Origin of the sequence: Streptomyces sp. NPDC002888 (genome assembly GCF_042888465.1) — a bacterium.
GTDB lineage: Bacteria > Actinomycetota > Actinomycetes > Streptomycetales > Streptomycetaceae > Streptomyces.
Genome location: NZ_JBIAPU010000003.1, coordinates 408,876 through 428,997, shown reverse-complemented (window position 1 = coordinate 428,997; position 20,122 = coordinate 408,876). Strand labels below are relative to the sequence as shown.

The window sequence follows — 20,122 nt, the reverse complement described above, 5'->3', positions numbered from 1 at the left end:
CAAAGTGTCGACGCGTTATTGGCCGTCGTGTCCAAGACTCACTTATGCTCGAACGGTGATCGAGGCCCGTCATCTCCGCGTGCTGCGCGCCGTCGCCGCCACCGGCTCCTTCTCGGCGGCCGGGCGCGAGCTGGGCTGCACCCAGCCCGCCGTCAGCCAGCAGATGAAGGCCCTGGAGACATCGGTCGGCACGCCCCTGCTGGTCCGCAGCGGCCGCGAGATGCGCCTGACGCAGGCGGGCGATGCTCTGGTGCGGCACGCGGCCGGCATCCTCGCCGGACTCACCGCGGCCGAGGAGGAGGTCGCGGCCATCGCGGGGCTGCGCGCCGGCCGGGTGCGGCTGGTGTCCTTCCCCAGCGGCAGCTCCACGCTCGTCCCGACCGCCCTCGCCGCCCTGCGCGCCGCCCACCCCGGCACCCGCGTCTCCCTGGAGGAGGCCGAACCGCCGGCGTCCGTCGAGATGCTGCGCGAGGGCGACTGCGACCTCGCGCTCGCCTTCCGCTACGAGGGCGCGGCGGGCGCGGAGGAGTGGGCCGACCTGGTCGTACGGCCGCTGCTGACGGACCGGCTCGTCGCTCTCGTCCCCGAACGGCACCGGCTCGCGCGCGCGGAGTCCGTCGCCATCGCCGAACTCGCCGCGGAGCCGTGGATCGCGGGCTGCCCCCGCTGTCGCGGGCAGCTGGTGGAGGTGTGCGAGGGCGCGGGCTTCACGCCCCGCATCGACTTCGCCACCGACGACTACCCGGCCGTGGTCGGACTCGTGGGCGCCGGACTGGGCGTCGCCGTCCTGCCCCAGCTCGCGATCGAGTCCGTACGGCCCAGGGGTGCACGCACGGTGACGCTGGAGCCGGCGGTGCGGCGGGAGATCGTGGCACTGACGCTGCCCGATCTGGCGCAGGTGCCGGCGGTGGCGGCGACGCTGGAGCAGTTGGCCCGGGCGGCGGAGCGGCCGAGGGGACCCGTGGGGCAGGAATAAGGGCACGCGTACGCGTGCCCTGCGTTCTTACGCGTGGCCTCCGTTTACAGAAACGTTCCTTCAGTTGTCCGAGGCGGTGTCCCCGCCGGTCGTCGATGCCGACACCAGCCGGTTGCGAGCCCGCCCCATGAGCTCCTCGCGCTCGTCCTCGGTCAGCCCGCCCCACACGCCGTACGGCTCGCGTACCGCCAGCGCGTGTGCCGCGCACTGGGCGCGGACCGGGCACCTCATGCAGACCTCTTTGGCCGAGTTCTCGCGAGCGCTCCGAGCCGCTCCGCGCTCGCCCTCCGGATGGAAGAAGAGCGAGCTGTCCACTCCGCGACAGGCAGCCAGCAGCTGCCAGTCCCACAGGTCCGCGTTCGGTCCGGGAAGGCGGGAGAAATCTGCCATTACGTGACCCCTTGCAGCCGTTCTGAGCGGATACGGTGCTCACGACCGTACATCTACGATCTAAGGAGATGAAAATATGACTCATTGCGAATCTAGCCTCAGACACCAACAAATGGGAAGAAAAGGGTCTGAATGGGGCATAGGTTGTGATGAAACGTTGTGGGTCTGTCGCGCATGTCTGCACCGTGTTGGCACCCTCACGTAGAGTGCCGAAGACGGCATGTGGCCCCGTAACTCTTTCGAGTGACCGTCGTTGAGAGTGCGGAGGCGGTTGAAAACACAAACGCTCGGGCAAGCGTCCGAAGCGGTCGACCGCACAGGTGACGATTTCGTACCAGCCTGGAGGCACAAGGTGACGCGCATCAGCTGCGGAGGGCGGCCATGACTTCCGTCCTCGTCTGCGACGACTCCCCGCTTGCCCGAGAGGCGCTCCGCCGCGCGGTCGCGACCGTGCCCGGCGTCGAGCGCGTGACGACGGCGGCCAACGGCGAGGAAGTGCTCCGCCGCTGGGGCGCCGACCGCTCGGACCTGATTCTGATGGACGTACGCATGCCCGGACTGGGCGGCGTGGAGACCGTCCGGCGGCTGCTGTCCGCCGACCCCGGTGCGCGCATCATCATGCTCACCGTCGCCGAGGACCTGGACGGCGTCGCGCTCGCCGTCGCCGCCGGAGCCCGCGGCTACCTGCACAAGGACGCCTCCCGCGCGGAGCTGCGCGCCACGGTGACCCAGGCCCTCGCCGACCCGACCTGGCGGCTCGCCCCGCGCCGGCTGCGCTCGGCCGAGATGGGCGCCGCCCCCACCCTCACCGCGCGTGAGATCCAGGTGCTGGAGGGCATGAGCCACGGTCGCTCCAACGCCGAGATCGGCCGCGAGCTGTTCCTCTCCGAGGACACCGTCAAGACCCACGCCCGACGGCTGTTCAAGAAGCTCGGCGCCTCGGACCGCGCACACGCGGTGGCGCTCGGCTTCCGGTGGGGCCTGGTCCGCTAGGACCTCTCCGGCGAAACCGCCGGAGGAAGGCAACGGCACGTGGCCCCGCTTCTGCGGCGGGGCCGCCGCAGAGGTTCCAGGGCGTGCAGGGTGTGTCGTGGCGGGGTACGGAGGCTCGGGAAATCCCCGCTCGCCGCAGGTGGGCGGGGGTGACGACCGGGTTCGCCGGGCGCCCGCTGCTGGTTTCGCCGCGGATGCCGCATCCTTGAGGTGTGGAGTTCCTCGGGGACAAGTCGGTCGAGCGGAAGGGGAGGGCGCAAGGGATGAGTTCCGGCGCACCTGCTCATAACGCTTCGGTGCACAACCACGAAGGCGGTGCCACGGACCGAACGGCCGCAAGGCACCATGGTCCGATGCGCGACGACGAGGCAGTCACTGCCCCAGGGATCGGTGCGCTCGTCCACCGCGCCGTCGACGGCGACGAGCAGGCCACGCACGACCTGCTCGCCCACGTCCACCCCCTGGCCCTGCGCTACTGCCGCACCCGTCTGTCCCGCCTGCCCGGCGACGCCCGCCACTTCGTGGAGGATCTGGCCCAGGAGGTCTGCGTGGCGGTCCTCCTCGCCCTGCCGCGCTACCGGGACACCGGCCGTCCCTTCGAGGCCTTCGTCTTCGCCATCGCCGCCCACAAGGTCGCCGACCTGCAGCGCGCCGCCATGCGCCACCCGGGCTCGACGGCGGTCCCCTCCGACGAGATGCCGGAGCGGCCGGACGACTCCCTGGGTCCGGAGGAGCGCGCCCTGCTCAGCAGCGACGCCGAGTGGGCGAAGAAGCTGCTGGCCAACCTCCCCGAGAACCAGCGCGAACTGCTCCTGCTGAGGATCGCGGTGGGCCTCACGGCCGAGGAGACCGGTCAGATGTTGGGAATGTCACCCGGGGCGGTGCGAGTGGCGCAGCACAGGGCACTCAGCCGCCTGCGCGCGCTCGCCGAGCAGTAGGACTCTCCTGCAGGAGCCCGGGATGAACAGGCGACTGAACAGGCGACCACCGAATTCCGTACGAACATTCCGTACGAACATACGAAGCCCGGAGTCACTCTGAACTGTGGAATTCGAGAGCCGCGCTTCCCGTTAGCATGGACATCCGCACCGATCAAGGCCATTTGGGGAAGGTGTCATGACTGCCAACGTCGACGGAGTGCCCGGTAAATTCGCGACACTCGGGCTGACCTACGACGACGTGCTGCTGCTGCCGGGCGCATCCGAAGTGCTCCCCAACGCGGTCGACACCTCGTCCCGCATCTCCCGCAACGTCCGGGTGAACATCCCGCTGCTCTCGGCGGCGATGGACAAGGTGACCGAGTCCCGCATGGCGATCTCGATGGCCCGCCAGGGCGGTGTCGGTGTGCTGCACCGCAACCTCTCCATCGAGGACCAGGTCAACCAGGTCGACCTCGTGAAGCGCTCCGAGTCCGGCATGGTCACCGACCCGATCACGGTGCACCCCGACGCGACGCTGGCCGAGGCCGACGCCCTGTGCGCCAAGTTCCGCATCAGCGGCGTCCCGGTCACCGACGGCAACAAGAAGCTGCTCGGCATCGTCACCAACCGCGACATGGCCTTCGAGACCGACCGCACGCGTCAGGTGCGCGAGGTCATGACCCCGATGCCGCTGGTCACCGGCAAGGTCGGCATCTCCGGCGGCGACGCCATGGAGCTGCTGCGCCGCCACAAGATCGAGAAGCTTCCCCTGGTCGACGACGCGGGCGTCCTCAAGGGCCTCATCACCGTCAAGGACTTCGTCAAGGCGGAGCAGTACCCCAACGCGGCGAAGGACGGCGAGGGCCGGCTCCTGGTCGGTGCGGCCGTGGGCGCCAGCCCCGAGGCCCTGGAGCGCGCCCAGGCGCTGGCCGAGGCCGGTGTGGACTTCCTGGTCGTCGACACCTCGCACGGCCACAACAGCAACGCCCTCAGCTGGATGGCGAAGATCAAGTCGAGTGTGCGGGTCGACGTGATCGGCGGCAACGTCGCCACGCGTGACGGCGCCCAGGCGCTGATCGACGCCGGTGTCGACGGCATCAAGGTGGGCGTGGGCCCCGGCTCGATCTGCACCACCCGCGTGGTCGCCGGTATCGGCGTCCCGCAGGTCACCGCCATCTACGAGGCGTCCCTCGCCGCCCGCCCGGCCGGTATCCCGCTGATCGGCGACGGCGGCCTGCAGTACTCCGGCGACATCGGCAAGGCCCTGGCCGCCGGTGCCGACACGGTGATGCTGGGCAGCCTCCTCGCGGGCTGCGAGGAGTCCCCGGGCGAGCTGCAGTTCATCAACGGCAAGCAGTTCAAGTCGTACCGCGGCATGGGCTCGCTCGGCGCGATGCAGTCCCGGGGCCAGGGCAGGTCGTACTCGAAGGACCGCTACTTCCAGGCGGAGGTCGCGGCCGACGACAAGCTCGTGCCCGAGGGCATCGAGGGCCAGGTGCCCTACCGCGGTCCGCTGGCCAACGTCCTGCACCAGCTCGTCGGCGGTCTGCGCCAGACGATGGGCTATGTGGGCGCGGTCTCCATCGACGAGATGGAGACCAAGGGCCGCTTCGTCCGGATCACCTCCGCGGGCCTCAAGGAGAGCCACCCGCACGACATCCAGATGACCGTCGAGGCGCCGAACTACAGCAACAAGTGACCCCCGCGCGCGCGTGAGGCATCCCGAGGGCGGCCACGGAGACTCCGGGGCCGCCCTTGTCGTACCCGTCGGCGATACTGGAAGACGCTGAAACGCATCAGGAAAGGCCACAGACGTGACTGAGATCGAGATCGGGCGCGGCAAGCGCGGCCGCCGGGCGTACGCCTTCGACGACATCGCCGTCGTCCCCAGCCGTCGTACGCGGGACCCGAAGGAGGTCTCGATCGCCTGGCAGATCGACGCCTACCGCTTTGAGCTGCCCTTCCTGGCCGCCCCCATGGACTCGGTCGTCTCCCCGGCCACCGCGATCCGCATCGGCGAGCTCGGCGGCCTCGGCGTGCTGAACCTCGAGGGCCTCTGGACGCGTTACGAGGACCCGCAGCCGCTGCTCGACGAGGTCATCGGCCTGGACGCGGAGACCGCGACCCGCCGCCTCCAGGAGATCTACTCCGCTCCCATCAAGGAGGAGCTGATCGGCGCGCGCATCAAGGAGGTGCGCGACTCCGGCGTGGTCACGGCTGCCGCGCTCTCCCCGCAGCGCACCGCCCAGTTCTCCAAGGCGGTCGTCGACGCGGGCGTGGACATCTTCGTCATCCGCGGTACGACGGTCTCGGCGGAGCACGTCTCCGGCTCGCACGAGCCACTGAACCTGAAGCAGTTCATCTACGAGCTGGACGTCCCGGTGATCGTCGGTGGCTGCGCCACCTACACCGCCGCCCTGCACCTGATGCGCACCGGCGCGGCCGGCGTCCTGGTCGGCTTCGGCGGCGGCGCGGCGCACACCACGCGCAACGTGCTGGGCATCCAGGTTCCGATGGCCACGGCCGTCGCGGACGTGGCGGCCGCCCGCCGCGACTACATGGACGAGTCCGGCGGCCGGTACGTGCACGTGATCGCGGACGGCGGTGTCGGCTGGTCCGGCGACCTGCCCAAGGCGATCGCCTGCGGTGCCGACGCGGTCATGATGGGCTCCCCGCTGGCCCGCGCCACGGACGCGCCCGGCAAGGGCAACCACTGGGGCATGGAGGCCGTCAACGAGGAGCTGCCCCGCGGCAAGAAGGTCGACCTCGGCACGGTCGGCACCATCGAGGAGGTCCTGACGGGCCCGTCCCACACCCCGGACGGCTCCATGAACCTCTTCGGCGCCCTCCGCCGCGCCATGGCCACCACCGGCTACAGCGAGCTGAAGGAGTTCCAGCGCGTGGAGGTCACGGTGGCGGACTCCCAGCACAAGCGGTAGCCGCCCCGCAGGACATCGGCAGGGGCCGGTCAGCTCACCTTGGGTGAGGTGACCGGCCCCTGTTGTGTGTCCGGGTGGGGGCGGGGGCGCGTTGCGCGGGGTGGGGGCGCACGGTTGCCTTCGGGTCCCATATGGGCTGGTCAGCGGGGTCGAGAGCGATAGCGTGCGCGTGGCGCCCCAGGTTTGCTGGCGCGCCCCCTTCCAAGGACATGGTTCCGGACCCCGGCCCTCGGGGCCCGGCCCGATTTCCAACGGACCGTCCACCGGGTCACTGGGCGGTGTCGTGGAAGGGGGCGCCCATGGGACGCCACCGCAAGCCCACCCGCTGGGACCGGATCCGTCTTCGGATGGTGAAGTGCCGGAGGAGGTGGATCTTGCGGCTTTTCGGATGGTGAGCGGCCGCCCCCACAGCAGCTAGGGGCGGACACTCCGTGAACCATCAGGAGCCTGCCGCAGTGACCGCTGCGGTGGGCTCCACCTTGTTGCAGGGATGGTGAGCGGCCGCCCCCAAAGCAACTAGGGGCGGACACTCCGTGAACCATCAGGAGCCTGCCGCAGTTGCCCGCTGCGGTGGGCTCCACCTGGTCCCACGGTATCGGCGCGCGATGGCGTACGCCACCAGCCCGGGGAGTCAGCGACCCCATGCGCCCCCTTCACAACCGATGCGCCGCCCCCGTCGGAGTGGCCCCCCGCGTGTCCAGCAGCAACTGCGCCTTCACCGACAGGCCCTGGAGGTCGTACGTGCGGTGGTTCTGGAGGAGGATCGTCAGGTCGGCGTCGGCGGCGGCCTCGTAGAGGGAGTCCGCGCGGGGGACCGGGCGGTCGAGGACGTTCCAGGACGGCACGTGGGGGTCGTGGTAGCTGACGGCCGCGCCGAGGTCCATCAGGCGCATCGCGATCTCGCGCGCGGGCGTGGCCTGCTGGTCGGCCAGGTCGGGCTTGTACGTGACGCCGAGCAGCAGCACGCGCGCGCCCCGGGCCGACTTGCCGTGCTCGTTGAGCAGCGCGGCGGCACGCTGGACGACGTACCGGGGCATCTGGCTGTTGACCTGCTGGGCCAGCTCCGCCATCCGCAGGGGACGGCCGCCGAGGCCCGCCAGGTCCTGGGGGACGGAGTGGCCGCCCACGCCGGGTCCGGGGCGGAAGGCCTGGAAACCGAACGGCTTGGTCTCCGCGCAGCGGATGACGTCCCACAGGTCGACGCCCAAGCCGTGGCACAGGACGGCCATTTCGTTGACCAGGGCGATGTTGACGTGCCGGTAGTTGGTCTCCAGCAGCTGCACGGTCTCCGCTTCCCGCAGTCCACGCGCGCGTACCACCTTGTCGGTGAGCCGCCCGTAGAAGGCGGCGGCCGACTCCGTGCAGGCGGGGGTGAGACCGCCGATGACCTTGGGGGTGCCGGCCGGGGTGACGTCGCGGTTGCCGGGGTCGACGCGGCTGGGCGAGTGGGCGAGGTGGAAGTCGCGGCCCGCGCGCAGCCCCGAGCCCTCTTCGAGAAGCGGACGCAGGATTTCCTCCGTCGTCCCGGGGTACACGGGCGACTCGAGGATCACCGTGGTGTGCGGGCGCAGGTGTGCGGCCAGGGTGCGGGCGGCCGCCTCCACCTGGCTGAGGTCCGGCCCGCCGTCCGCGCGGCGCGGGGTCGGCGCGCAGATGACCGCGGTGCGTACCCGGCCGAGTTCGGCGGGGTTGGTGGCGGGCCGGAAGCCGCCCGAGAGCATCCGGCGCAGTTCGGCGGGGCTGAGGGAACCGGCCTCCGGCCCGGTCCGGTAACCGAGCGTGGGGATGCCGGCGGCGACCGCGGCCTGCGCCAGCGGCAGACCGAACGGGCCGAGTCCGATGACGGCGAGATCTGCGGGCATGGCGTGGGCCCGTCCTTCCCAGTAGCCGAAGCGGGACAGGTGCGCAAGCCCTGTGGACAGGATGGGCGAGCGCAATGTCAGACTAGGAGTAAATATGACCGTTATGCGGGATTGGTCGGCTGTGTTTCTTCGCCGGTCACGTGGCGGTTGTCCACAGGCTGGGGGTGAGTGGTGGCTGATCTCGGGCAACCCGGTCAGAATTTTGGGCAGGGGGAACCTAACCGGGCCTCGCTCTCAGGATGCGGCCGGCCCGGCCGACAGCGGGAGGCAGCGGTGAGGACAGCGACACTGGGGCCGGCGCAGCGCGCCGAGTCACTGGCAGCCATGGCCGAGCGCGAACTGGACGTCCTGGTCGTCGGCGCCGGCGTGGTCGGCGCGGGCACCGCCCTCGACGCCGTGACCCGCGGCCTGTCCACGGGACTGGTCGAGGCGCGTGACTGGGCATCGGGCACGTCCAGCAGGTCCAGCAAGCTGATCCACGGCGGACTGCGCTATCTGGAGATGCTCGACTTCGCACTCGTCCGGGAGGCACTCAAGGAACGCGGCCTGCTGCTGGAGCGGCTGGCACCCCACCTGGTGAAACCCGTCCCGTTCCTGTACCCGCTCCAGCACAAGGGCTGGGAGCGCCTGTACGCCGGTTCCGGCGTCGCGCTCTACGACGCCATGTCGATGGCCCGCGGCCACGGCCGGGGCCTGCCCCTGCACCGCCACCTGAGCCGCCGTCACGCCCTGCGCGTGGCCCCCGCCCTGAAGAAGGACGCCCTGGTCGGCGCCCTGCAGTACTACGACGCCCAGATGGACGACGCCCGCTATGTGGCCAACCTGGTCCGCACGGCCGCGGCGTACGGCGCGAAGGTCGCCAACCGCGCGCGGGTCACCGGTTTCCTGCGCGAGGGCGAACGCGTCGTCGGCGCCCGGGTGCGGGACGTGGAGAACGGCGGCGAGTACGAGGTCCACGCCAAGCAGGTCGTCAACGCCACGGGCGTGTGGACCGACGACACCCAGGGCATGGTCGGCGAGCGGGGACAGTTCCACGTCCGCGCCTCCAAGGGCATCCACCTGGTCGTGCCCAAGGACCGCATCCACTCGACGACCGGGCTTATCCTGCGCACCGAGAAGTCCGTGCTGTTCGTCATCCCCTGGGGCCGGCACTGGATCATCGGGACCACTGACACCGACTGGGACCTCGACAAGGCGCACCCGGCCGCCTCCAGCGCGGACATCGACTACCTCCTGGAACACGTGAACTCGGTGCTCGCGGTACCGCTCACCAGGGACGACGTCGAGGGCGTGTACGCGGGGCTGCGCCCGCTGCTCGCCGGGGAGTCGGACGCCACCAGCAAGCTGTCGCGCGAGCACACCGTGGCGCATCCCGTGCCGGGGCTCGTGGTCGTCGCGGGCGGCAAGTACACGACGTACCGGGTGATGGCCAAGGACGCGGTCGACGAGGCCGTGCACGCGCTCGACATGCGGGTCGCCGAGTGCGTCACGGAGGACGTCCCGCTGCTGGGCGCGGAGGGATACCGCGCCCTGTGGAACGCGCGGGCACGCATCGCCGCCCGGACCGGGCTGCACGTGGTGCGCGTGGAGCACCTGCTGAACCGGTACGGCGCGCTGGCGGAGGAGCTCCTCGACCTCGTCACCGCCGACCCCTCACTGGGCGAGCCCCTGAGCGCGGCCGACGACTATCTGCGCGCCGAGATCGTCTACGCCGCCTCGCACGAGGGCGCACGGCACCTGGACGACGCCCTGACCCGGCGCACCCGCATCTCCATCGAGACCTTCGACCGCGGCACCCGCACCGCCCGCGAGGCTGCCGAGCTGATGGCGCCGGTACTGGGCTGGGACAAGGGCCAGATCGAGCGCGAGGTCGAGCACTACGAGAAGCGGGTGGAGGCGGAGCGGGAGTCCCAGCGGCAACCGGACGACCTGACGGCGGACGCGGCACGGTTGGGGGCGCCGGACATCGTGCCGTTGTGAGGAGCGGGACGGGCGGCCTCCCCGGGACGCCCGGCCACCCCGGGACCGCCGACCACCCCGGGACGGCCGGCCACCCCGGGCCGTGGCCGCCACTTCACTCGAACGAGTGTCGTGGATCGGGATCTCCGTTCGGAACCGGCTCGTTCAAGGAGTGCGAGGGCAGAACTCGGCGGCGAGCAGGGCCGGTTCGAGGCCGGGGTCTGCGATCGCCGTCGTGTTCACCCGGAAGGTGAGGACGCGTCGGCCGTCGACGGTGGCAGCGGTGCGCACGTAGCTGCCGGAGATCCGGCCGTTGTGCCCCCACACCGTGGTGCCGCACGGCAGCCTCGCCGGAAACAGCCCCATGCCGTACGAGCCGTGTGCGGCACGGGTGTCGAGCATCTCGCGCAGTTGGCGCGGGGGCAGCAGCTCGCCGCCGAGCAGCGCCGCGTAGAAGCGGTCCAGGTCGGCGAGTGTGGTCACCAGCTCGCCCGCGGCCCCGGCCACCCGCGGGTCGATTTCGGTGACGTCGGATCCGTCGGCGGCGTAGGCCCGCCCGTGCGGAGAGGGAAGTGAGGTGCGGGAACCCGGGAAGGAGGTGCCCTTCAGACGCAGCGGAGCGATGACGCGCCGCTCGGCCTCGGTGGCGTACGAGTGGCCGGTGACCTGCTCGACGACCAGGCCGAGCAGCACGTAGTTGGTGTTGGAGTAGGAGAAGCGGCCGCGGTCGGCCGGGGGGTGGGTGAGTGCGATGCGTACGGCCTGAAGAGGGGGCACGGGGTCGGCACCCGCGGTGTCCCGGGTGAAGTCGTACAGGCCGCTGGTGTGGGTGAGCAGCGAACGAAGGGTCAGCGCGCGCCCGTCGTTGCCCGCTCCGTGCACCAGGCCCGGCAGGTGCCGCTCCACCGTGTCCGACAGGGAGAGCCGGTGTTCGGCGGCCAGTTGCAGTACGACCGTCGCGACGAAGGTCTTCGTGATGCTGCCGGCGCGGAAGTGGTCGGCGCGGGCGATGGCCTTGCCGGACCGGGCGTAGCGGCCGCCGGTCTCCTCGTGGGTCAGCAGCGCGGCCGCGCGTCCCTTGCCGCGTGTGACCAGCAGCGGGAGCAACGCGTCCGTCGGCGGCTTCGAGGTCGCCTGCGAGCCGGCCGCGGCGAGCGCGAGGAGCGCCAGGGACACGGGCATGGCCAGTCGCGTGGGAAGCGGCGGCATCCAGGGTCCTTCCTTGTCACGGCCCATCATGCAGGGCGACGGGGTCGCGGCGGCGGCTGGACGCCGGTGCGGGGACCTCGGACGGGGCGTGTGGAGGCCCCTGGTGTCCCAAGAGCCACCCTGGGCGTTGGGCACTTGTCGGGTGAGGGACAATGGAGGCTCTGTCAGGGCGGGTTGCATGAGGGGACGCATGTCGGACGCGGAGCGGGCGGGGGCATCCCGTCAGGACAAGAGCGGACGTCTCCTCGCCGGGCGGTACCGGTTGGGAGAAGTGCTCGGCCGCGGCGGCATGGGTACGGTGTGGCGCGCCGAGGACGAGACCCTCGGTCGGACGGTCGCCGTGAAGGAGCTGCGGTTCCCGACGAACATCGACGAGGACGAGAAGCGCCGGCTGATCACACGGACGCTGCGTGAGGCCAAGGCCATCGCGAGGATCCGTAACAACAGTGCGGTGACGGTCTTCGACGTGGTCGAGGAGGACGACCGGCCGTGGATCGTGATGGAGCTCGTCGAGGGCAAGTCGCTCGCCGAGGTCATCCGCGAGGACGGCGTGCTGGAGCCCAGGCGCGCGGCGGAGGTCGGACTCGCGATCCTCGACGTGCTGCGCTCCGCCCACCGCGAGGGCATCCTGCACCGCGACGTGAAGCCGTCGAACGTGCTGATCTCGGAGGACGGCCGGGTCGTGCTCACCGACTTCGGCATTGCCCAGGTCGAGGGCGACCCGTCGATCACCTCGACCGGCATGCTCGTCGGCGCGCCCTCCTACATCTCCCCGGAGCGGGCCCGCGGGCACAAGCCGGGACCGGCGGCCGACCTGTGGTCGCTCGGCGGGCTGCTGTACGCGTCGGTCGAGGGTGCGCCGCCCTACGACAAGGGCTCCGCGATCGCGACGCTCACGGCGGTGATGACCGAGCCGCTGGACGAACCGAAGAACGCGGGACCGCTGAGGGACGTCATCTACGGGCTCCTCACCAAGGACACCGCCAAGCGGCTCGACGACGCGGGTGCCCGCGCCATGCTCAACGCGGTGATCCACGCGCCCGAGCCGAAGCCGGCCGAGCCGGAGCCGCCGCTCGACGCCACGAGGGTCGTACCGCTGCCCGCGCAGCCGGACGGGCCCGGGGACGAGGGTGGTTCGGCGGGTGCCGGGGGCAAGCGGGGCGAGGAGGCCGGAGAGAAGCTGCGGGGCGCGCTGCGTTCCGTGCGGAAGGCCGCCGTCGCCGCCGGAGCGGCCACGTCGGCAGCTGCCGCCCGCGCCAAGTCCGGAAGCGGGACGGCGTCTTCGGGCTCCGGCGGTGGGGCTTCGGCGGGGGCTGCCGAGTCCGGGATGTCGGGCGGCTCGGGTGGGGTGAGCGGCTCGGTTGGTTCGGGCAGCTCGGGCAGCTCGGGCAGCTCGGCTGGTTCGGGTGGTTCGGCGGCCGGTGTTCGGGAGCGGGGGGCGCAAAGCGCGCTGGGGGTTCCGGGGGCTCGGGGCGCCGAGGGGGCCACGGGTGCGCGGAGCGCTCAGGGCGCGCGGGGTGCGCGGTCTGCTTCCGGTGCTGAGGGCGCGTCGGGTGCGCCGGGGACTTCCGGTGCTTCTCGCACTCCGGGCACTCCGGGCACTCCGGGTGCGAACGGGAGCGGGAGTGGGCGGAGTTCCGGGTGGCCTGTGATGACGCCGCCGGATCTGGACCTGCCGCCGCGACCCGTGCCGAGGGCGCCGCTCACCGATGTGGTGCCGCGGCGGACGCTGGTGATCCTCGCGGTGGCCGTGGCGCTCGCCGTGATCGGCACCGTGCTGGCCATCGCGTTCAGTGGGGACGACGACAAGTCGAACGGGTCGAAGGGCAGCGGTGGTTCCAGGACCGTCGCCAGCGAGAGTGCCCGTACGGGTACCAAGGAGGACAAGAGCGGCGGGACGCGTACGGACGGTGAGGCGTCCAAGTCCGCGTCGAGCGGCTCGGCGTCCGGGGACACGCCCAGTACGGGGGTGACCGCGTCCGGCGGCAGCGGGGCGACCACGGGCGGGTCCGGTGGCTCCGGTGACAGCGCCGCGGCGAAGACTCACCGGGGGAGCCAGGGGTACTCGATCGGTTTGCCCGAGGGGTGGAAGTACCAGTCCAGGGGCTCGGCGGGGGACCGTTTCACCGGGCCCGACGGGCAGAAGCTGCTGGTCGCCTGGACGTCCACGCCGAAGGGTGATCCCGTCACGGACTGGAAGAACCAGGAGCGCTACATGGTGCGCTCGCAGTACGACCGGATCCGAATAGAGGAGGTGAACTACCGCGGCTGGAACACCGCCGACTGGGAGTTCACCTATGTGGAGAGCGGGACGAAGTACCGGACGATCGACCGGGGGTTCGTGGTCAACGACCACCTCGGGTACGCGCTGATGTACACGGCGAAGGCCGATGACTGGGGCTCGGAGCTGCGTAAGACCTCGTGGCGGACGCTGACGGAGACCTTCCAACCGAAGAAGTGACCGGGGTCGCCTCCCGGTTCGGGGCGGGGTTTGCCGCCTGAGATATGGCATCCCCTCTCTGTAGGTTGCCTCCGGCACGTATCGTGAATGGCTGCGGACCGTACGCCATACAACTGTGCGGGAACGGGACGCGGGACGAGCGGAATTGAGCGACCGGGCGGCCGGGGGAGGCAACGTGGACGACTATGCGGGTCGGGTACTCGCCGACCGTTACCGCCTGCCGCTGCCGCCGTCCGACGAGTACGAACTCAGCGAGAGCCGGGCCTTCGACACCTACAGCGGGCAGGAAGTCCTGGTCAGACAGGTGCCGTTGCCGGAGGTCGTCGAGGCTGAGGTGCTCGACGCGGAGGGGCTGCCCGAGGGGTTCACAGCGCGTGACCGCGGGGTGCGGCGACCGCAGGCGCGGACGGGGTCCGGCACGCGGCGGCCCGCCGATCCGGTGGTGCGGCGTGCGGTGGAGGCCGCGCAGGCCACGGCCCGGATCCCCGACCATCCACGGCTCGACCAGGTCTTCGACGTGTTCGCCGAGGGCGGGTCGCTGTGGATAGTGAGTGAGTTGGTGGCCGCGCGGCCGCTTGCCGCGCTGCTCGCCGAGAAGCCGCTGACGCCGTATCGGGCGGCCGAGGTCGCCTCCGACGTGCTCATGGCACTGCGGGTGCTGCACGCGCACGGCTGGGTGCACCGGAACATCACCGCGCGCACGGTGCTCGTCTGCGACGACGGCCGGGTCATGCTGACCGGACTGGCCGTCGGTGCGGCGGAGGAGGCGCTGTGCGGGTACGACCCCGTGCCGGCCGAGGAGGGTGAAGCGGGCGGTGGGGCCGGGGGGCTCGGCACGTCCGGTGACCCCGGTGCGCGCGGTGGCGTCGCTGGACCCGGTGGCGTAGTTGGGCCTGGCGGCTCCGTCGGTTCGGGCGGCTCGGTCGGCGTGGGCGGTTCCGGTGGCCTCGGTGGTGTGAGCGGTGGAGTGGATCCCGAGGCCGCTCGGCGGGCCGCCATTCAGGCGCGGGCGGCGGGCGCGTTGCCGGCTGCCGGTGCGGAGGGGACGAACGCGGTGAGCGGGGCGGGCCCTTCGGCCGCGCTCGCTCGGAGAGCGGAGCCGGAGGGCGGCGACGACATTCGTGCCGCGCGTGCGGGAGCGATCGCCGCGTATCGCGCGGGTGCGCGGGCCGCGGCCCGGATACAGGAGGCGCAGAACGGCCGGGCGGCCCTGCCCGGCGCCCGGCCTCCCGCCGAGGACGAGCTCGACAGGTATGCCAACGGTTCGGCACAGTCGCCGTACGGGATCGGGTCCGGTGCGGACGCGGTGCACCCCACGACGCCTCCCGGTCGGGTCGCCGACCCCTACGGTGTGCGCGGTGCGCCCGTCCCCGCCCAGGGAAACGGCCCCGCCATTCCGGCCCCGGCCGCACATCCCCCCGCCGTCGCCCCCTCCGCAACTCCCTCCGCCCCCTGGGGTGACCCGGCCGCCGGTGCTCCGGCGCGGCGGGGCCCCGCGACCGCGTTGGCTGCTGAGCGGGCGCGGCAGGCGCGGATGGCTGTGGTGGGACCCGTGACCGAGCGGTGGGCGCCGGAGCAGGCCGGGCCGGTGCACGAGAACTGGCAGTTGGCGGCACCGATCGGACCCGCGACCGACCTGTGGGGGCTGGGCGCGCTGCTCTACAGGGCCGTGCAGGGGCACGCGCCGTATCCCGAGGAGTCGACGGCCGAGCTGGTGCAGCTGGTGTGCGCGGAGCCGCCCGCCTTCGCGGAGGAGTGCGGAGCGCTCAGGCCGGTCGTGGAGTCGCTGCTGCGCCAGGACCCCACCGAGCGCATCGACTTCGAGGAACTGCGCGGCTGGCTGCGGTCGCTGGTCCGCTCGGCGCCCGAACCGGAGGCCGGAGCGCACGTCATCGCCGCCCCGCCGGCCGATCCGAGCCGGCTGCCGATCGTCCGCCGCCGGGGCGAGCTGGTGCGCAGGCGGCGCGCCGGGCTGCCCGTCTCCACGCACGGGCGGCACAAGCGGGCCCGGCAGGAAGAGGGCCGCTCGCCCCGCAGCCTCGGCCGCGTGCTGCTCGTGCTGATACTGCTGGTGCTGGCCGCTGCGGTCGCGTACGCCGTGATGTTCATGCCGAAGGCCGACGAGAGCGGCGGTGCGAGCGGGACGGACGGCGCCGAGCGGACGGGCGCCACCGGTCAGGTCGGTCAGGCGCCTGACGCGAGCAGCGAGCCCCGGCCCGACCAGACCTCTCCGAAGCAGGACGCCGACCCCTCCAAGTCCGCCGACTCCACCGGGACGCAGGCCGGTACCGACCCCGACGTCCCCGACGGCTTCACCGTGCGCAAGGACGCCGAGGGCTTCCGCGTGGCCGTGGCGAACGGCTGGGAACGCACGCCGCGCAACGGGCTCGGCCAGGTCGCGTACACACACGCAGGCTTCGAGCTGCTCGTCGTACCCGGGCGGGACTCCGCGAAGAAGTACGGCAGCGACCCGATGGTCTACCAGCGGGAGAAGGAGCTGGAGCTTCAGCCGTACCGCGACTCCAGCTGGGCCACCTCCACCGGGCTGCGCACCATCGAGGTGGGCGGACGGACCATGGCCGAGGGGCAGTTCACCTGGACCGCCGAGGGGAAGGACCTGTTCGTACGGAACATCGCGATCCTCATCGACGGGCGCTACCACGTGCTCCAGGTGCGCGGCCCGGAGGCCGAACGGGACGAGGTGACACGGCTGTACGAGCAGGCGTCGGCCACCTACCGGTACACGGGCTGAGCGCCGTGCGCCTGTGCACAGGCGCCTTGCTCCTCCACCCGATCGCCCCGCGTACCCACCGGTTTTCCCCGCGGTTCCCTCATTTTCCTGCAAGCGATAACCATCACAGTGAGGTTTCCTTGGGACCCCGCGTGTTCCATGCACGCGGGCGGGTCCCTAGTCTGACCACTGTCAAGAGCATTGCGGGGCAACGTGAATCAGATGCAGGGCCTGCTCGTCGCGGGCCGCTACCGGCTCGCCGACTCCATCGGCAGCGGCGGTATGGGCCGTGTGTGGCGTGCCCACGACGAGGTGCTGCACCGGGCCGTCGCCATCAAGGAGCTCACCGCCGCGCTCTACGTCTCCGAGAGCGACCAGGAGAGGCTGCTCGCCCGCACCCGGGCTGAGGCGCGGGCGGCCGCGCGGATCAACCACTCCGCGGTCGTCACCGTCCACGACGTACTCGAACACGACGGCCGGCCGTGGATCGTGATGGAACTCGTCGAGGGCCGTTCGCTGGCCGACGCGGTGAAGGAGGACGGCCGCGTCGAGCCCACGGAGGCGGCGCGGATCGGCCTGTGGGTGCTGCGCGCCTTGCGCGCCGCGCACGCCGCCGGGGTCCTGCACCGTGACATCAAGCCCGGCAACGTCCTCCTCGGCCACGACGGCCGGGTCCTGCTCACCGACTTCGGCATCGCGCAGATCGAGGGCGACAGCACCATCACCCGTACGGGAGAGGTCGTCGGGTCCGTCGACTACCTCGCCCCCGAACGGGTGCGCGGCCACGACCCGGGCCCGTCCTCCGACCTGTGGGCGCTCGGCGCGACGCTGTACACGGCGGTGGAGGGCAGGTCGCCGTTCCGCCGCACCTCACCGCTGGGCACCATGCAGGCGGTCGTCGAGGAGGAGGCCGCCGAGCCGCGGTACGCCGGCCCGCTCGAGCCCGTCATCACCGCGCTGCTGCGCAAGGACACCGCCGACCGGCCCGGTGCCGCGGAGGCCGAGCTCCTGCTCGCCGAGGCGGCGGAGGGACGGCGGCCCAACGCCGCCCAGATGTACGTGCCGACGCAGCACGCGGGCTCCCGCTTCGAGTCGGCGACCCACGTCGTACCGGGCGCGGGGACGGGCGGTCATCCCGTGACGGGGACCTCTGCCAGCCCCCTCCCGGACGAGACGGGCACGCCCCTGCACCACTTGACTGCTCCGACCTCGACCGGGCCCTCCGGGAACGCGCCCGCGCGGCCCAGGCGCCGCCGGCTGCGCACGCTCGCGCTCGTGGTGGCCGTCGCCGCGCTGGTCGGCGGTGGTACGGCGGTGGTGCTGCAGAAGTTGGACGAGGGCAGGCAGCGGGACCACACCGCGTCCGTCTCACCGAGCCCCCCGCCGACGGCCGGCGCGACGCCGGGAGAGGGCACGGTCCCCGACACCTGGGTCTCCGTCAACGACCCCCTGGGCTTCGGGCTCTCCCTGCCCGACAAGACCTGGAAGCGCGAGGTCTTCGGCATCCAGGGCGACCTCAAGCAGATCGACTACACGCCCGACGGCGGCAAGCACTTCGTCCGCATCGCCATCGACACGTCCTCCGACTTCAACGACGCCTACGAGCACCAGCGCGACCTCGAACAGCAGCTCCACCGGCTGGTCGGCTACAAGCGGGTGAAGATGGAGAAGAACCTCTACCGCGACCGCGAGGGCTCCCTGTGGGAGTACACGTGGACCGCGCAGGCGAAGGACACCCCGTTCCCGGGGCCGCGCCGCGCCGTCGAGGAGACGTACTTCAGCCGTGACGGCGTCGAGTACGCCATCTACATGTCGGGGCCCGCGGAGGACTGGGCGACGACCAACAGGCAGTTCAAGGCGGTGCTCCAGGGGTGGCGGCCGAACGGGGCGTGAGGCCGGTGGCTGGTTGACGTCAGGGGCGGCGGCGAGAGGCGGCCGAACTCTGTGGCGGCGGCCGACCTTCGGGGCCGGCGGCCGAAAGGTGGCTGACGAGGGGCCCCGGCTTGTGGGGCATGATGGGGCTCATGGGGACCGAGGGGGCCGACTTCCGGGTCATCGCGGGCCGTTACCGGCTGGAGGCGAGGCTCGGGCGCGGCGGCATGGGCGTCGTCTGGCGCGCCACCGACCAACTGCTCGGGCGGCAGGTGGCGGTCAAGGAGATCGCCCAGGACAGCTCCCTGTCGACCGAGGAGGCCCGGCAGCAGCGCGACCGCACGCTGCGCGAGGCCCGTGCGGTGGCGCAGCTGAGCCATCCGCACATCATCGTCGTGCACGACGTGGTCGATGACGACGAACGCCCCTACATCGTCATGGAGCTGATCGACGGCGGCTCCCTCGCCGACCGCATCTCCGCCCACGGTCCCGTCGGCGCGCACGACGCCGCCCGCATCGGCGTCGCCCTGCTGAGCGCCCTGAGCGCGGCGCACACGGCGGGCGTCCTGCACCGGGACATCAAGCCGGCCAACGTGCTCATGGAGTCCGGCACCGACCGCGTCGTCCTCACCGACTTCGGCATCGCGCAGGTCGCGGGCGCCACCACGCTCACCGAGACAGGGGCCTTCGTCGGGTCGCCCGAGTACACCGCGCCCGAGCGGATGTCAGGGGCCAGGACCGGCCCGGAGTCCGACCTGTGGTCGCTGGGCGCGCTGCTGTGCACGGCCCTGAGCGGGGAATCGCCGTTCCGCCGGGACTCGTTGGGCGGCATCCTGCACGCCGTGGTCTTCGCGGAGTTCCGCCCGCCCGAGCAGGCCGCGCCGCTGCTGCCCGTCGTACAGGGCCTGCTGGAGCGGGATCCGGAACGGCGGCTGGACGCGGCGCAGGCCGAGCGGATGCTGCGGGCCTTCCTGGACACCGGCCACACCCCGCCGGCCTCGCAGTCCTCACAGCCCCCGCAGCACGGCTACACGCCGACCCAGCGGGACCTGCCCCGACAACAGCCGCCGGCCACTCCGCCCCGCGCCGGGCAGTCCACGCGGGGCATGCTGGTGGCCGCGCTGCTGGTCGCGGCGATGGCGGGCGCGGGCGTGTCCGCGGCGGCCCTGCTGATGAACGGGGACGGTGACGGCGACGGAGACGGCAGACCGACGAGCTCGGCGCCCCGCACCCCGACAAGCACGTCGTCCACGGCCACGAACGCGTCATCGACGGCCACGCATACGTCGTCCCCCGCCACGAGTACGTCCTCCACCGCGCCGAACACGTCAACCGCCCCTGCGCCCGCCCTCACCACCGCCCCCTCCGGCTACCGGATCGCCCACGACCCCGCCGGTTTCTCCCTCGCGGTCCCGGAGGGCTTCACCCGTGCCCCGCAGGGCGAACGCGTCTTCTACGTCTCCGCGGGCGACACCTTCCGCATCGGCGTCAAGGTCACCGACCCCGAACCGGGCGGCCCCCTCGCGGTGATGCGGCGTGCGGCCGCCAAGGGCCCGGACACCAACCCCGGTTACCGGGACGGCCGGGTCACGGAGACCACGCAGGGCGGGCGCCCCGCCGCGCTCTGGGAGTTCACCTGGAACGGCTTCAGCACGGCGGAGGGTGCCCGGCACACCTACGACCTGTGCTGGGAGGAGGACGGCCGGATGTACGACGTATGGGTGTCGGCGCCGGTCGGGAAGGTACGGGAGGCGCGGGAGTACTTCGACGTGGCGGTCGACACGTTCGTACGTACGTGAAGGGTCACGGC

Annotated in this window: 13 protein-coding genes; 10 read left to right on the top strand and 3 right to left on the bottom strand. The window is 71.9% G+C overall.

All coding sequences use genetic code 11. The features are described 5' to 3' along the window. The first annotated feature begins 55 nt into the window (after window positions 1-55). Window positions 56-976, top strand: coding sequence for a LysR family transcriptional regulator (locus ACFYWX_RS07350; protein WP_389423000.1), 921 nt, complete (start codon window positions 56-58; stop codon window positions 974-976). A 60-nt stretch (window positions 977-1,036) separates the two neighbouring features. On the opposite strand, the gene ACFYWX_RS07345 is transcribed toward ACFYWX_RS07350, so the two are convergent. Beyond that, window positions 1,037-1,366, bottom strand: a complete 330-nt coding sequence (locus tag ACFYWX_RS07345) for a WhiB family transcriptional regulator (protein ID WP_389422999.1) — start codon at window positions 1,364-1,366, stop codon at window positions 1,037-1,039. 381 nt (window positions 1,367-1,747) lie between these two features. On the opposite strand from ACFYWX_RS07345, the gene ACFYWX_RS07340 reads away from it, so the two are divergent. The 4 genes from ACFYWX_RS07340 to ACFYWX_RS07325 all read left to right on the top strand — a co-directional run bounded on the left by ACFYWX_RS07340 (window position 1,748) and on the right by ACFYWX_RS07325 (window position 6,218). Beyond that, on the top strand, window positions 1,748-2,359 hold the full coding sequence (locus ACFYWX_RS07340) for a response regulator transcription factor (protein ID WP_003948568.1): 612 nt from the start codon (window positions 1,748-1,750) through the stop codon (window positions 2,357-2,359). A 353-nt stretch (window positions 2,360-2,712) separates the two neighbouring features. Beyond that, on the top strand, window positions 2,713-3,297 hold the full coding sequence (locus tag ACFYWX_RS07335; protein WP_389422998.1) for a sigma-70 family RNA polymerase sigma factor: 585 nt from the start codon (window positions 2,713-2,715) through the stop codon (window positions 3,295-3,297). A gap of 178 nt (window positions 3,298-3,475) precedes the next feature. After that, complete coding sequence (gene guaB, locus ACFYWX_RS07330; protein WP_389422997.1) at window positions 3,476-4,978, top strand: IMP dehydrogenase; 1,503 nt, start codon at window positions 3,476-3,478, stop codon at window positions 4,976-4,978. 115 nt (window positions 4,979-5,093) lie between these two features. Continuing rightward, a complete protein-coding gene (locus ACFYWX_RS07325; RefSeq protein WP_389422996.1) occupies window positions 5,094-6,218 on the top strand; it encodes a GuaB3 family IMP dehydrogenase-related protein in 1,125 nt (374 codons plus the stop codon). 653 nt (window positions 6,219-6,871) lie between these two features. Here ACFYWX_RS07325 and ACFYWX_RS07320 read toward each other — a convergent pair. Continuing rightward, complete coding sequence (locus ACFYWX_RS07320) at window positions 6,872-8,080, bottom strand: nucleotide sugar dehydrogenase (RefSeq protein WP_389422995.1); 1,209 nt, start codon at window positions 8,078-8,080, stop codon at window positions 6,872-6,874. Between the two features lie 273 nt (window positions 8,081-8,353). On the opposite strand from ACFYWX_RS07320, the gene ACFYWX_RS07315 reads away from it, so the two are divergent. Beyond that, a complete protein-coding gene (locus tag ACFYWX_RS07315) occupies window positions 8,354-10,060 on the top strand; it encodes a glycerol-3-phosphate dehydrogenase/oxidase (RefSeq protein ID WP_389422994.1) in 1,707 nt (568 codons plus the stop codon). 144 nt (window positions 10,061-10,204) lie between these two features. On the opposite strand, the gene ACFYWX_RS07310 is transcribed toward ACFYWX_RS07315, so the two are convergent. After that, window positions 10,205-11,248, bottom strand: a complete 1,044-nt coding sequence (locus tag ACFYWX_RS07310; protein ID WP_389422993.1) for a serine hydrolase domain-containing protein — start codon at window positions 11,246-11,248, stop codon at window positions 10,205-10,207. Window positions 11,249-11,438: 190 nt separating this feature from the next. Here ACFYWX_RS07310 and ACFYWX_RS07305 point away from each other — a divergent pair, with 190 nt between their 5' ends. From ACFYWX_RS07305 to ACFYWX_RS07290, 4 genes are all read left to right on the top strand, one after another. Further along, a complete protein-coding gene (locus ACFYWX_RS07305; protein ID WP_389423073.1) occupies window positions 11,439-13,709 on the top strand; it encodes a protein kinase in 2,271 nt (756 codons plus the stop codon). A gap of 175 nt (window positions 13,710-13,884) precedes the next feature. Then, window positions 13,885-16,461: a protein kinase gene (locus ACFYWX_RS07300; RefSeq protein WP_389422992.1), complete on the top strand. Its 2,577-nt coding sequence runs from the start codon at window positions 13,885-13,887 to the stop codon at window positions 16,459-16,461. 201 nt (window positions 16,462-16,662) lie between these two features. Beyond that, the gene (locus ACFYWX_RS07295) at window positions 16,663-18,333 is read left to right on the top strand and encodes a serine/threonine-protein kinase (protein ID WP_389422991.1); all 1,671 of its coding nucleotides are present in this window, start codon (window positions 16,663-16,665) and stop codon (window positions 18,331-18,333) included. A 131-nt stretch (window positions 18,334-18,464) separates the two neighbouring features. Next, entirely contained in the window at window positions 18,465-20,111 is a 1,647-nt protein-coding gene (locus tag ACFYWX_RS07290; RefSeq protein WP_389422990.1) for a serine/threonine-protein kinase, read from the top strand. The last annotated feature ends 11 nt before the right edge of the window (window positions 20,112-20,122 follow it).

Coding starts and splice junctions, on each gene's coding strand:
- ACFYWX_RS07345 (WP_389422999.1), bottom strand. CDS start 1,366: ATGGCAGATTTCTCCCGCCTTCCCGGACCGAACGCGGACCTGTGGGAC.
- ACFYWX_RS07305 (WP_389423073.1), top strand. CDS start 11,439: ATGTCGGACGCGGAGCGGGCGGGGGCATCCCGTCAGGACAAGAGCGGA.
- ACFYWX_RS07290 (WP_389422990.1), top strand. CDS start 18,465: ATGGGGACCGAGGGGGCCGACTTCCGGGTCATCGCGGGCCGTTACCGG.
- ACFYWX_RS07295 (WP_389422991.1), top strand. CDS start 16,663: ATGCAGGGCCTGCTCGTCGCGGGCCGCTACCGGCTCGCCGACTCCATC.
- guaB (WP_389422997.1), top strand. CDS start 3,476: ATGACTGCCAACGTCGACGGAGTGCCCGGTAAATTCGCGACACTCGGG.
- ACFYWX_RS07335 (WP_389422998.1), top strand. CDS start 2,713: ATGCGCGACGACGAGGCAGTCACTGCCCCAGGGATCGGTGCGCTCGTC.
- ACFYWX_RS07340 (WP_003948568.1), top strand. CDS start 1,748: ATGACTTCCGTCCTCGTCTGCGACGACTCCCCGCTTGCCCGAGAGGCG.
- ACFYWX_RS07310 (WP_389422993.1), bottom strand. CDS start 11,248: ATGCCGCCGCTTCCCACGCGACTGGCCATGCCCGTGTCCCTGGCGCTC.
- ACFYWX_RS07320 (WP_389422995.1), bottom strand. CDS start 8,080: ATGCCCGCAGATCTCGCCGTCATCGGACTCGGCCCGTTCGGTCTGCCG.